Here is a 13,174-nt window from a genome sequence, read left to right on the forward strand (position 1 = left end):
GAGTTGGGGTTTTCCGCTTTTCATTCAACCGCCAAACTCGTTCCAAAATTAATAACCCTGAATAAAATCGACCTGATTCTGCAGCGGCTCAGCAGCGATATAGCGGCGATAGTTGTCGCTAAAAATACGCACGATTTGTTCAGGATGACTCGGCGCCGAGATATGGGGCGTGATGATGGCGTTGGGTCTTTCCCAAATCGGATGACTCGCAGGGAGTGGCTCCTGCGTGAACACATCGAGAACGGCCTGTTGTTCAGGATGCGCAATCAACTGGGTATTGAGGGCATCGAGATCGAGCACATCACCACGGCCCACATTCACTAAAATGGCATCGGCTTTGAGCGTGGCGAGCATGTCTGCATTTAACAGCAAACGTGTCTCAGGGGTGCTGGGCAGTAAATTGGTTACCACATCGCTTTGGCTTAAGCATTGCCCGAGCTGCGAGAGCGGCTGGATCGCATCAAAGCCTTCGACCTCACGGCCGCTGCGGTTTATCCCAGTAACATGCATGCCGAAGTGCTTAGCTGTCTTGGCCACATGCTGGGCGATAGAACCTGTGCCTAAGAGTAATAATCGCATCCCTTGCAAGCTGCTGTGCGTAGCACTTTGCACTTGCCAAGATTTTTGCCTTTGCTGCGCTTGGTAGAACTGGTGTCCTCGCACGTGGGCAAGCAGATAACCAAACAAATACTCACTCATTAAGGGGCCGAAAATACCTTTAATGTTAGTGAGTTGATAATCTTTTCTTGCTCTTGGGCCCATCAGGGCATCAATGCCTGCAAAACTGGATTGCAGCCATTTTAGCTGTTTGGCATGGGGCAGCAGCGGCGCGGCAAGTTTAGGTTCGGCAAGCCAAATATTGGCCTGTGCAATATTCGCGGGATTATCATCGAGCAACTCAAGCCCTGGTAACTGCTGCGCCTCAATGAGCTGGCGATACTGCTCATTCGCTTTGGTCAGTAAGAGTAACTTGTGCCCCATGTCGTCTCCCTTTATGCTTGGTTGTCGTTATTTTTCAATACGCTGCTGTAGTTATTTTGATTTTGCAGCGTCATTTTAGGTTGAGTGATTATGTTTGATCAGTTAGTCGCCATTATTGGCCATTTAGGAAATATGCTTCGCCCTTGGTCCTTCGATATCGCCACGGCCATGGTCGTGTGTTTGATTTTAGTGTTTTCAGCCGATGTGAATCGTATCCTCAGACGGCATTTACTGGGCCATTCGTTTATCCTGCGAACCTTTGTTTTTATTATTGTGAATGCCTTTGGCTATGGGCTGCTTATCGTTAAAGCTACGCCTTGGGTGGCAAGGCAAATCGTTGCCATGCCATCCCATTGGATGTTTTTGCTGATCGTCGCCATGTTCATTTTTATCGGTTATTGGGCGCAGCGAAATAGCCAAGCCTAAACCGCTAAATCCACGCCATGGGGTTATTCGAAGTAGCCGCAATAATTGGTATTGGTGGGTTGTAACAGCGCCTGCATGGCACGGTCGGGGTAATTGCTAAAGATACCATCGACCCCTAACTGCTTAAGGGCATGGATATCATCACCATGATCGACAGTGTAAACATACACCTTAGCGCCCCTCTGGTGGGCGTCATCCACTAGGGACTTGCTGATAAAACTCACGTCTAAATGCAGGGAATAGGCGGCTAACTCGCTCACCACCGCCGCACCATCGAGGGGAATACTGGCCAGTAAGGGCGCCACTAATGCCTGTGGCAACGCCTGTTTGACTTGCTGTAAATAGGGATGATTAAAGGATGAGATCAGCAATTGCTCCGCGCTGAATCCCAGCTCGGCAATCGCCTTAGGATAAAGCTCGAGTAGCGGCGCTACCGTATTCACCCCTTTAAGTTCGATGTTGATTGTGGCGCGGCCAGCAACCAGTTCGAGCACTTGCCAGAGTGTGGGAATCGGTTCACCTTTGACAGTGATCTTGCCCAAATACTCTTTGTTGACTAAGTGGATGATACCTTGGCCCGAGCTCTTACTGTCGAGTCTGCGGTCGTGAAATACCACTAACTCCCCTTCGACATTATGCACATCCAGCTCAATGGCTGTGGCACCTAACTCAATGGCTTTGGCCATGGCGGCTAAGGTATTTTCCGCCACATAACCGCTGGCACCACGGTGAGCAAAAATAAGCATCTGATTTTCGTCCTATTAACTGCGGATAATGCCGACCTGATCGCGATTCTGGCCATTTTTAAGATGGATTTCCATTTGCGGATAGGCGAGTTCTAAGTTGTTTTCTTTAAGCTTACGGGTGATGCGTTTATGCAGATCGTGGCGTAGCGGCCAACGGGCCGACATCTCTTTTGCATAGGCACGAACTTCGTAATCTTGGGTATGTTTACCAAAGCCTGCAAACCAGACTTCAGGCTCTGGATTCGGCAGCGCATCTTCGCATTCCTGCACCGCTTGATACAGGGTGGCCTCGACTTTAGCTGGATCTGAGTCGCGGGCAACCGACACATGCACTATCACCCGTGTGATGGGGTCTGATAGTGACCAGTTAATCAATTGCTCGGTAATAAAGGCCTTGTTTGGAATGATAATTTCCTTTCTGTCCCAGTCGATAATGGTGGTGGCGCGGATCTGAATTTTACTCACGGTTCCCGTCAGATCGCGGATCGTCACCGTATCGCCAATCCGTACTGGCTTTTCAAACAGAATAATCAGGCCCGAGATAAAGTTGGCAAAAATCTCCTGCAAACCAAAACCTAGACCCAGTGACAAGGCGGCAATCAACCATTGCAGTTTTGACCATTCCATCCCGAGATTCGAAAAACCAATCAGCAGTCCTAAAAACACCACTAAATAACGGCTTACCGTGGTGATGGCAAAGCCGGTACCGGGTGTCAGATCGAGCCGTTGTAGGATCATCAGCTCGAGCAGACCGGGTAAATTGGTCGCAATCATCAGTGAGAAGCCAACAATAACTAAGCCCAATAACAGCGATTTCATGGTGATAGGCAGCTGCTGCTCGACACCATTGACGCTGGTATTTGTCGTCCAGAGGGTGATGCCATCCAAGAAGGAAAATAGCGCGGTATGGGTTTGCGTCCACAGGCCAATCAAGCTCGCCAAAAACGCCAATAGCAATAGGGAGCGCACTAACCCGAGGGACTGACTCGAAATGGTTTCGAGGTCGACGACTGGCTCTTCGTAGGTATCGAGGCCATCGCTAGAAACATGGTGAGTCTCGCCCTTTTCCCGCTGCGCTAACCGTTCGGCCCGTTTGGCCTTGGCACGATCGAAGGCAATACGGCGGCGCTCGATCAACATCCAACGCTTAATCAATTGATAAAGCAGTAAGAAACTTAATCCCAATACGATGGAAAGCTGTAACTGCAACAGCATTTGGAAGGCGGTGAAGTAGTAGCCCCTGAAGGCGAGTCCGGCACTGAGCAGAGGCACAGAGATCAATAGGGCCCAGAGCATTTTTTGCAGCAGTCGTTTGTTTTTGCCATCCTTTTGAGTGTCGCTATTTTGGCGGCTTAGCACCAAGATATCCTTGTATAACAAGAATAAAACCACACAAAAACAGATAAATGCACCACGGCCAATGCTATTGCGGATTAGGGATGCGTCGAGGACTTCGGTAAAGCCCATAATGCCGAGCAGGGGGCTGGCGACAAACACAAAGTGTTTGAGTCTGAGCTGACCTGCTTGGATAAGTTTAGAAGGGCGTTTGAAATGGCCAACCAAGACCCCTTTGTCGAGGGCGAGAATAAATATCAAGCGATACAATAGGTAAACTAATCCTATCGCCAAAATCCCCATGCCGACGGCCTGCACAAAGTTACGTTCGGATTGATAGAAAATCCATCCCGCCGCCACTATGGGTAGCGGTTTGATCAGGGCATAACCAAGGCTCAGGACTAAGGATTTAAAGGTGTAGATAAATTTATCCTGCGTCACATTGCCCACGTAGGTGACATAGTGGCTGAGTAAGCGTTTGAACTTAGGCCGGATTAAATCTTGGATGACCAAGCAAAGCACTAACAGAATGATCCACCAGGACCAGTAGTCATTTTGCTCCTGCCAGGCTTTGCCCAATTGTCCCCACTGCGCCTCTTGGATGAGCCATAGAGCGCTGCGCTGCACATCGGTGAGCCAGAGTTTGTTCATGCTGGCGGCGTTGGGTACCCAAAACAAGTGCTCGTTGAGGGTGTTTTTTAAGGTCAGGTGTTGTTGGCTAAGTTGCTGATAATTGACTTTGAGTTTGCCAAGCTCACTCAAATATTGATCATAACTCTGCATCAACTGCGTCAGCAGCGCTTGTTGTGAGCGCAATAGCTTAATTTGTCCCTCGTTGTAGAGGTTGGTTTGTTCTAACTCTTGTTCGTTGAGTGCCTGTTGTTGCTCGAGGTGGTACCTATCGAGGCGAGCATCGGCGATCAGAGTTTGTAGCTTCTCATGGTTTGGCGGTTTAGGCAGAGATTGCAACATCTGCAAAAAACGCTCGCCAAAGGCGGAATTCATTTTGACCCAAGTGATTTGCTCTTGGATATTCGCCAGCTGTTTGGCTTGGGATTGATATTGCAGTTCGGCCTGCTCTTGCTGTTCAACCACATTGTTGATTTGCAAGGTTAAGGTTTGGAGTTTTTGGCCGTAGATCTGGTTTGTGTCGGCAATATTGCGGGTCACAGGATCCACGACCTTGGCGGTATCCACTAAATTTTTCGCCAAGGTTGCATCGGTTTGTTGTTGACGCTGTTTATTCATCGCCTTATTGATGGTTTCAATAAAGGCTTCCTGTTGGCTCAATTGCTGGCGAACCAACTGTAACTGTAGCTGGGTGAGTTCGATGCGCTTTTGGCTGCTGGCAAGCTCGGCCTCGTTAGTGGCGAGGCTTTGTTCGAAGAAAATCCGCTGTGTTTGCTGTAACTCGCCCGTTGGCGTATCCAGTGGGGCCAAGTCGGTTTTCTTATTTTGCAGCACATTCTGTCTTGCGTTGGCGATGACGGAGGGCAGCTGATTGTGGCGTTGCAACAGTTCGCTGACTTGATTGCCAAGGGCCGTTTCGCTCTCTTTTAATTCCGACAGTCGTAAATAAGCCATCGAGGCTTGCTGGTTAAGATCTGTGGCTTTATCCAGCTTTAAGGGCTTGGCGGCTTCTTTTAAGCCGTGGTCGATGACCTTTTTGTTTTCTTCAAAATCGAGCTGAGCCTGCTGAAAACTGCTCGCATTCGCTGCCAATCTATCAATGTTGTTTTTAAGCTCAACAATTTGATCGTCAATGCTAATATTTTGTTGCTGATTTTGGTTGTTTAGGCCAAGTCGCTTATCCAATTGCAGTGGCGAATTGGCATTGAGAGAAAAAGAGAAAAAAGCAATAACGAACAATAAAATACGTGGCATATAAGCAAAAGCAATTAGGGGCGAAAGACGCACTCATCTTAGCCAACTTAGGCCAAGATTGGTATGTTTCAGACGTTCTTTTTTCGCCGTTGTGACTGGTGGGATTGATGGGTTTCGAAGATGGCGGTGGCGACTATGATGGTTCCGCCTATCAGGGTGTTGAGATTCAGCGCTTCGCCTAAGATCACTAATGCCAACATGGCCCCGTAGAAGGGCTGTAGGCAGGAGACTAACCCGACGGTTTTAGCGCTTAATTGGCGCAATGCTGAGGTGAAGAGTGCATGGGGCGCGGCGGTAAATACCACTCCGAGCAGCACAATCAAGCCCCAAGTCTCGAGGGAGATAGTCTGTAACTCGGTTTGATGCCAAGGCATAAGAAACACTGCCGCCACTAAGGTCTGATAAAACATGGCATGGGGGCCGCTATATTGGGAAAAATAGCGTTTTTGCAGTAAGTTACGGGCGGTAAATAGCATCGCCGAGACAATCCCGACCGCAATCCCTAAGGTTGTATCGTTGCCAAGATTGGCTTCGGGGATCAATAGCACTACGCCTATCAGCACTAAAACACCGCTGATAATATCCATCAGCTTGATTTTATTGCCTGTTAATAACGGCTCGGCAATGACTGTCATCACTGGATAGGTGAAGAAGGCAATCATGCCGATGGCGACCGATGAGAGTTGCATCGCGGCAAAGTAGGTGACCCAGTGCAAGCTGACTATCACACCTAAGCCGATAGCAACCAGATAATCCTGTTTGCTGGCAAGGCTTAAGTATTTACCACGGAATTTGATGAGTAATGCCAAGACCAAGGCCGCGACAACACATCGTAGGAAGGTGATATCGAGTGCGCTTAAGGGGATTAATTTTGAAAACAAAGCTGTGCCGCCAAACATCAGCACAGCTAAGTGTAATTCGATTAATCCCGAAGGTTTAGCGGTCTGGCTCAATTGGGTCGCCGTAGTTAGTCGGCTAACGCCTGATTTTTGAGATTAGCAAAGGCTTGACCCATACGCGTTACGGCTTCGGGTTCAACGCCTTCGGCGAAGGTGTCGATAGCATCTTTAGCAAACAGCATGACGACGGTACTGCCAAGCTTGAAGCGGCCCATTTCTTCGCCTTTATCTAAGGTAATGGCGTCTGGACCTACTGTTGGGTATTCCCATGTGAACACTTGCTTACCCGTTGGCGGCGTAATTGTGCCTGCCCACACGGTTTCGATACTGGCCACAATGGTTGCGCCCACTAATACCATAGCTAGCGGGCCAAGCTCGGTTTCAAAAATTGCCACAACACGTTCGTTGCGAGCAAACAGGCCAGGTACATGGCGCGCCGTTAAGGGGTTAACGGAAAACAACTCGCCCGGTACATAGGTCATCTTCGACAGCGTGCCCTTAATCGGCATGTGGATGCGGTGATAATCCTTGGGAGCCAGATAAATCGTCGCAAAATCCCCACCTTCGAAGCGTTTGGCATCTTCGGCTTGGTAGCCAAGCAAAGTGAGTGAAGAATAGTGATGCCCTTTAGCTTGGAAAATACGGCCATCCTTGATGGGGCCGAGTTGGCTGACGGCGCCATCAACAGGATGCACCATGATGTTGGCCGCAGTATTAATTGGGCGAATGCCAGGCTTAAGTGCGCGGGTAAAAAAGTCGTTGAAGCTTTTATAGGCTTCGGGTTCGCTCTGAGCCGCTTCGCTCATATCGATTTTATATTGCTTGATAAACCATTTAATCGCGGCAGTCGTTAATGCGCCAGCTTCGGAAGCGGCAAGTTTACCGACTAAGCGAGATAACAGGTGCTTTGGCAGCATGTACTGCAGCGCAATTTTAACTTTATCCAATTTATGTTCCTTTCCTTTATGTTGCTCAACTTAGGTTGAGACTTGTTTTACGTTAATTTTGTGCGAGGCGATGGTTTGTTTATTCATCGCTTTGGGCGCGAAATTGCCGAGCGTGACGCTGTTCATCAAGGCTTGCGATAATACGATGGTAGTTATTAAAGCGATCTTCGCTAATTTTACCCGCATCGACAGCGGCTTTTAAGGCGCAGCCCGGGTCATCGCCATGCTTACAATCGCGGAATTTGCAGCCACCTAAAAAGTCTCTAAATTCGATAAAACACCAACCGACACGTTGGGCGGGTAAGTGCCAAAGAGCAAATTCGCGCACTCCGGGAGAGTCTATTAAATCACCACCGCTAGGTAAATGCAGCAACTTAGCCGTGGTGGTCGTGTGTTGACCCAGCCCCGAGTTGTCGGAGACATCGCCCACCAATAATTCGGCTTCGGGCAGTAAGGCATTGACCAGTGAAGATTTACCTACACCGGACTGGCCTGCAAATACGCTCACTTTATCTTTCAGCAGGGCTTTAATGATATCTAAACCCTCGCCTAATTTACTGCTGACCTTATACACGGGATAACCGATATCTTCGTAACGCTTTAAGGCGGCTTCGATGGCGGGGGCTTCTTCTGGCGTTAGCAGATCAATTTTATTCAAAATGATGATCGGCGGAATATCCGTGTCTTCGGCTGCCACTAAGTAGCGGTCGATAATCTGGGTGGTAAAGCTAGGCAGTACGGACGACACAATCAAAATTTGGTCGATATTCGAGGCGATAATTTTCACCCCATCGTATAAGTCGGGACGCGAGAGGGAAGAGCGTCTTGGGTGTACCGCTTCTACAATGCCAGCAATGCCACTGTTGGCTTGGGTTTCAATGGCGAGGCGAACAATCACTTTATCGCCGGTGACTAAGCTCTTAATCGTGCGGCGAATATTGCAGCGCACGATTTGGCCATCTTCGGTTTCAATATCGGCATGTTGGCCAAAGCGGGAGATCACGGTTCCGCTCTGTTCTGGGCCGAGTGAGCTATCCTGTAACTCAGGCGCATTTTTATCACCATTGTCACGATTGAGGCGTTTCTCGTGATTGGCGCGCATACGGCGTAATTGGCCTTGGCTTAGGGGTTTCTTTTTACTCACTGATTTGTCTTCGTCAATTAGATGATTTTTTGTGTCTGAAAAAAGCAGTATGATACACGCTCTTGAATAAAAAAGCCTGAATTTAGGCTAACTGACATGATAAGGCTGAATTATGGCGGCGGACGCGAATAATCTCATTTGGATCGATCTCGAAATGACAGGGTTAGAACCCGATGTCGATAGAGTCATTGAAATTGCTACCTTAGTAACAGACCAAGAACTCAATATTATCGGTCAGGGGCCTGTGATTGCTATTCATCAATCGGATGATGTGCTGGCGGCCATGGATGATTGGAACCAAAAACACCACGGTGAATCGGGTCTGATCGATAGAGTGCGTGCCAGCCAAGTGAATGAAGCACAGGCTGTTGCACAAACCATCGCATTTTTAGAGCAATATGTGCCTAAGGGTGCCTCACCTATGTGTGGTAACAGCGTGGGTCAGGACCGTCGTTTCTTAAATCGTTATATGCGTGAACTGGAGGACTACTTCCATTATCGTAATCTCGACGTGAGCACGGTAAAAGAGTTAGTGAAGCGTTGGAGCCCTGAAACCATGGCGGGTTTCAAAAAGCAAAATACCCACCAAGCGCTGCAAGATATCCAAGAGTCGATCGCGGAATTACAGTATTACCGCAGCAAAGTATTTAAAATTTGACCGATCAGCAGATAAATCTGCAAGAAGGGGTTGCAGCCGCATAAATTTTTCATATAATGCGGCCTCAACTTTTTGATGCGGACACGAAGCGCTGCTCATATAAGTGATTGCGACATTAGCTCAGTTGATAAAGGTTAGGAGACGATACCTTTGTGAATGTTGAAGGCAAATGTGGCAGCGATACAAAAGGCGACATTAGCTCAGTTGGTAGAGCGATACCTTGCCAAGGTATAGGTCATCGGTTCGAACCCGATATGTCGCTCCAAATTTCAGACGGTTACAGTCTTAAAATGTAAATGCGACATTAGCTCAGTTGGTAGAGCGATACCTTGCCAAGGTATAGGTCATCGGTTCGAACCCGATATGTCGCTCCAAATACAAATTTAGTGATTCACCAAGTCATTAAATACAGAATTATGCGACATTAGCTCAGTTGATAAAGGTTGATAGACGATACCTTTGTGAATCTTGAAGGCGGATGTGACAGCGATAATTATGCGACATTAGCTCAGTTGGTAGAGCGATACCTTGCCAAGGTATAGGTCATCGGTTCGAACCCGATATGTCGCTCCAAATACAAATTTAGTGATTCACCAAGTCATTAAATACAGAATTATGCGACATTAGCTCAGTTGATAAAGGTTGATAGACGATACCTTTGTGAATCTTGAAGGCGGATGTGACAGCGATAATTATGCGACATTAGCTCAGTTGGTAGAGCGATACCTTGCCAAGGTATAGGTCATCGGTTCGAACCCGATATGTCGCTCCAAATACAAATTTAGTGATTCACCAAGTCATTAAATACAAAATTATGCGACATTAGCTCAGTTGATAAAGGTTGATAGACGATACCTTTGTGAATCTTGAAGGCGGATGTGACAGCGATAATTATGCGACATTAGCTCAGTTGGTAGAGCGATACCTTGCCAAGGTATAGGTCATCGGTTCGAACCCGATATGTCGCTCCAATTTTTCTCGTCATTCCCTCATAGAATCTTCTTCATTTCAAACAGATATATCGCAACTTACGCAGTGCTATTTTGCTTTTCTGTTTGCTTAGCATGTCTGTTTCGTTCTTGATTACTCCAAGCGCTTTTTAGCTATTTCCCCTCGCTGCAATTTATTAACCTTTGTTTGCACGGTTATTTTTAATGCTAATGCGGTGAAGTATGGGCAAACTTTGCCTGTTCTGCGGCTGTTGTCGCTGATGTTTTCTATTTTGTAAAAAATAAAACAGCAAGGTTAATGCGTGATCTGCGCCTTGTTTCTTCAAGATTTCCTAAATTAGATGGCGTTGCGAAAGTTAAATTATGACCTTGTTCAAATATTCGCAACGCTTTTACTTACATAATGAATCCAGACAAAGTTAATAGCGCCAAGTAGTTGGCTTAACACTGGAGTGCATTATATGCGTATTCAACAATTGCGTGATTTACTTGAGTATGTGGCGAACTGCCGCTTAGATATGGCGCAACTCTATGGCCGACTGAACAATCAGGCCGATTCTGCCCGCGTGAAGATGATGCTGGAATATTTTGAGTCTCACCAAAAACATGTGGCTGAAAAATTGCGTGATTATATGGATGAGGCGCCCGTTAGAGTATTAGATACTTGGTATAAAGACTTTGTATTTGAAGACTTTACCAAACGCTGCCAAGACACTATGCTGCCCGCCAATATGAACGAAGATGATGTGCTGAATCTGCACCTCGATTTAGAAAATCGACTGATTGGCTTATTGGAAAAAACCGTTAACTCAACTACTGCCGAGGATGCCCGCACCGCATTAGAGGGCCTGATCCGAGTGGAGAAAACTCAGCAGCAACGCCTAGTGCATAGCACAATTCGGATGGACGATATCTAATCCGATTCAGAATGACCTTTCAAAGCCAGCGTAATGCTGGCTTTGTTGTCTCTACCGGATGAGTATTTTTCACTTTGGACGCTTTTTGCATGGCAACTGATTTACGTCATAATTTTTTGGGGCGTTTTTTGCTACTTTCTTGATCTCATTGGTTGATTTGACCTTGTAATGCTTGGTTCTCACCAATCACAGGGGGGTGTTAGGTGAGCTGTCCTTTTGATTATTTGTCGCGCAGGAGATCCTCTATGGCACAAGATTTATCGAGTTTACCCACGGCGCTTTATACGCAGCAGCAGGTGAGAGCCGCCGAATTGCTCGCTGTTTCAGAAGGGGAAACCACTTTATATCAATTAGTTGAACGTGCTGGTCGAGCAGCATTTGAGTGCTTTACTCAGCAGCGTGAACGGCATCCTCAGCTTGAAGGAATGCCTTTACTGGTATTGGCGGGCAGCGGCAATAATGGCGCCGATGCGCTAGTCTGCGCGCGCCTAGCCTTAGAAGCAGGGCATCAGGTCAAGGTGTACTTGCTCAAGACCCAAGGCACTGCTGAATTCGAGCAGGCACTTTCTGCCTATCTAAACCAGGGCGGTGTTATCGATTCCCCAAATATCGAAGCGATACTGCAGGCGCCAGTCATTATCGATGGTTTACTGGGCACGGGAGTTAAGGGCGCCGTGCGTGAGGATATTGCTGCACTGATCCATGCCGTCAATCAGAGTGAGGCTTGGGTGCTGAGTTTAGATCTGCCCTCGGGGATCGTTGCCGATACTGGCGTTGTCGCTCAGGTCGCCGTGATGGCGGATGTCACTCTGTGCTTTGGTGGATTAAAACAGGGGCTTTTGACCAGCAAGGCGAGACACCACTGCGGCCATTTAGCCTTTGCCGATCTGGGATTAACGCCTTTCTTCGATACTGAGAGTGCAACGCGAGTCGGCGGTGAAATGTTAAAAAGCCATTTTGCCGCAAGAGCACGGGACAGCCACAAGGGGCAATCGGGTAAGGTAACGCTGATCGGTGGTGACTTTGGTATGGCTGGAGCCATTCGCCTCGCCAGTGAAGCTTGTTTACGTGCGGGCGCCGGATTGGTGACTGTGATCAGCAGGCCTGAGCATCAACTGACAGTAAACGTCTCGCGCCCCGAATTGATGTTTTGGGGCTGTGAACTGGTCGATATGGAAGTCTATCTGCGCCTAGGTTGGGCACAGGTGGTGGTACTTGGCCCCGGTTTAGGAAAACACGACTGGGGTTATAACTTGTTTAAAGCCGCGGGCTTAAGCGATAAACCCTGTGTGCTCGATGCCGATGCCCTGAATCTGCTCAGCCAAGAACCGCGCAGGCAAACTAACTGGGTACTCACGCCTCATCCCGGGGAAGCTGCGCGGCTCTTGGGATGCAGTGTCGCCGACATTGAGCAGGATAGATTTGCTGCCGTGCGTGCTCTGCAGCAAAAATATGGTGGCGTGGTGCTGCTCAAAGGCGCGGGCACTGTCATTTTTGATGGAAAACAGATGGTCGTGGCACCTGTTGGTAATCCTGGGCTTGCGAGTGGTGGGTGCGGCGATGTGTTATCTGGTATTATAGGCGCACTTATGGCTCAAGGAATGGATAACATGCAGGCGACCGTTGTTGGGGTTGTCGTTCATGGCTGCGCGGCGGATCTGGCTGCAGTGCAGGGTGAACGGGGTATGTTAGCCAGCGATTTGATGCCTTTTATTCGCCAATTAGTAAATAGTGATTTACTCTAGGCGCTGTAAAACTTAAGCGCAGGACATTTCCGCGCTTAAGTTGCCTCCTCCATCCATAACAGCAGTGATAAAAGCGGAAATGACAGAGTTAACCTTTCAATTAAATAACGAAGACGAGACTATTGCGGTTGGGCAAAAACTGGCCCGCCATATTCAAGCGCCTTTGACTCTGTATTTGACGGGGGATTTAGGGGCGGGTAAAACCACTCTGAGCCGCGGTTTAATCCAAGGATTAGGGCATAAAGGAGCGGTAAAGAGCCCGACCTACACTTTAGTTGAACCTTATGAGCTAGACGGTGTCGAAGTTTATCATTTTGATTTGTATCGTTTAAACGATCCTGAAGAACTCGAGTTCATGGGGATCCGTGATTACTTTACCGATAGCAGCCTGTGCATTGTGGAATGGCCCGACAAAGGTCATGGACTCTTGCCCGATGCCGATATTCACCTGCATTTAAATTATGTTAACCAAGGACGTGAAATCCAAATTCGAGCCTTAACAGAATCAGGTAAAAAGCTATTAGCCGCAATAAAATAAAAAC

Annotated in this window: 11 protein-coding genes and 5 tRNA genes; 10 read left to right on the forward strand and 6 right to left on the reverse strand. The window is 48.0% G+C overall.

Annotated elements, in window-relative coordinates; all coding sequences use genetic code 11:
* Positions 1-48 precede the first annotated feature (48 nt).
* Positions 49-981, reverse strand: a complete 933-nt coding sequence (locus tag L2713_RS13170; protein WP_248968208.1) for a D-2-hydroxyacid dehydrogenase — start codon at positions 979-981, stop codon at positions 49-51.
* A 90-nt stretch (positions 982-1,071) separates the two neighbouring features.
* Here L2713_RS13170 and L2713_RS13175 point away from each other — a divergent pair, with 90 nt between their 5' ends.
* Positions 1,072-1,407, forward strand: a complete 336-nt coding sequence (locus L2713_RS13175) for a DUF3392 domain-containing protein (protein WP_011621386.1) — start codon at positions 1,072-1,074, stop codon at positions 1,405-1,407.
* A gap of 23 nt (positions 1,408-1,430) precedes the next feature.
* Here the strand turns inward: L2713_RS13175 and L2713_RS13180 are convergent, their stop codons facing one another.
* The 5 genes from L2713_RS13180 to rsgA form a co-directional block, all read right to left on the reverse strand.
* A complete protein-coding gene (locus tag L2713_RS13180; protein WP_248968209.1) occupies positions 1,431-2,153 on the reverse strand; it encodes a glycerophosphodiester phosphodiesterase in 723 nt (240 codons plus the stop codon).
* A gap of 15 nt (positions 2,154-2,168) precedes the next feature.
* Positions 2,169-5,372 carry a mechanosensitive ion channel domain-containing protein gene (locus tag L2713_RS13185; protein WP_248968210.1) on the reverse strand — a complete coding sequence of 1,068 codons (3,204 nt, stop codon included), beginning with the start codon at positions 5,370-5,372 and terminating at the stop codon, positions 2,169-2,171.
* Positions 5,373-5,440: 68 nt separating this feature from the next.
* Complete coding sequence (locus L2713_RS13190; RefSeq protein ID WP_088211790.1) at positions 5,441-6,325, reverse strand: DMT family transporter; 885 nt, start codon at positions 6,323-6,325, stop codon at positions 5,441-5,443.
* A 14-nt stretch (positions 6,326-6,339) separates the two neighbouring features.
* On the reverse strand, positions 6,340-7,218 hold the full coding sequence (asd, locus tag L2713_RS13195) for an archaetidylserine decarboxylase (RefSeq protein ID WP_248968211.1): 879 nt from the start codon (positions 7,216-7,218) through the stop codon (positions 6,340-6,342).
* Positions 7,219-7,297: 79 nt separating this feature from the next.
* The gene (gene rsgA, locus L2713_RS13200) at positions 7,298-8,362 is read right to left on the reverse strand and encodes a small ribosomal subunit biogenesis GTPase RsgA (protein WP_248968212.1); all 1,065 of its coding nucleotides are present in this window, start codon (positions 8,360-8,362) and stop codon (positions 7,298-7,300) included.
* A gap of 112 nt (positions 8,363-8,474) precedes the next feature.
* Here rsgA and orn point away from each other — a divergent pair, with 112 nt between their 5' ends.
* The 9 genes from orn to tsaE all read left to right on the forward strand — a co-directional run bounded on the left by orn (position 8,475) and on the right by tsaE (position 13,170).
* Positions 8,475-9,020 carry an oligoribonuclease gene (gene orn, locus L2713_RS13205; protein WP_086902935.1) on the forward strand — a complete coding sequence of 182 codons (546 nt, stop codon included), beginning with the start codon at positions 8,475-8,477 and terminating at the stop codon, positions 9,018-9,020.
* 189 nt (positions 9,021-9,209) lie between these two features.
* Positions 9,210-9,285, forward strand: a tRNA-Gly gene (locus L2713_RS13210).
* Between the two features lie 33 nt (positions 9,286-9,318).
* Positions 9,319-9,394, forward strand: a tRNA-Gly gene (locus L2713_RS13215).
* A 123-nt stretch (positions 9,395-9,517) separates the two neighbouring features.
* Positions 9,518-9,593 (forward strand) — tRNA-Gly (locus L2713_RS13220).
* 123 nt (positions 9,594-9,716) lie between these two features.
* Positions 9,717-9,792 (forward strand) — tRNA-Gly (locus L2713_RS13225).
* 123 nt (positions 9,793-9,915) lie between these two features.
* A tRNA-Gly gene (locus L2713_RS13230) sits at positions 9,916-9,991 on the forward strand.
* A 440-nt stretch (positions 9,992-10,431) separates the two neighbouring features.
* The gene (locus L2713_RS13235; protein ID WP_248968213.1) at positions 10,432-10,887 is read left to right on the forward strand and encodes a ferritin family protein; all 456 of its coding nucleotides are present in this window, start codon (positions 10,432-10,434) and stop codon (positions 10,885-10,887) included.
* A gap of 245 nt (positions 10,888-11,132) precedes the next feature.
* Complete coding sequence (locus L2713_RS13240) at positions 11,133-12,632, forward strand: NAD(P)H-hydrate dehydratase (RefSeq protein WP_248968214.1); 1,500 nt, start codon at positions 11,133-11,135, stop codon at positions 12,630-12,632.
* A 79-nt stretch (positions 12,633-12,711) separates the two neighbouring features.
* Complete coding sequence (gene tsaE / locus L2713_RS13245) at positions 12,712-13,170, forward strand: tRNA (adenosine(37)-N6)-threonylcarbamoyltransferase complex ATPase subunit type 1 TsaE (RefSeq protein ID WP_011621395.1); 459 nt, start codon at positions 12,712-12,714, stop codon at positions 13,168-13,170.
* Positions 13,171-13,174 lie beyond the last annotated feature (4 nt).

Source organism: Shewanella seohaensis, assembly GCF_023283775.1.
Classification (GTDB): domain Bacteria; phylum Pseudomonadota; class Gammaproteobacteria; order Enterobacterales; family Shewanellaceae; genus Shewanella; species Shewanella seohaensis.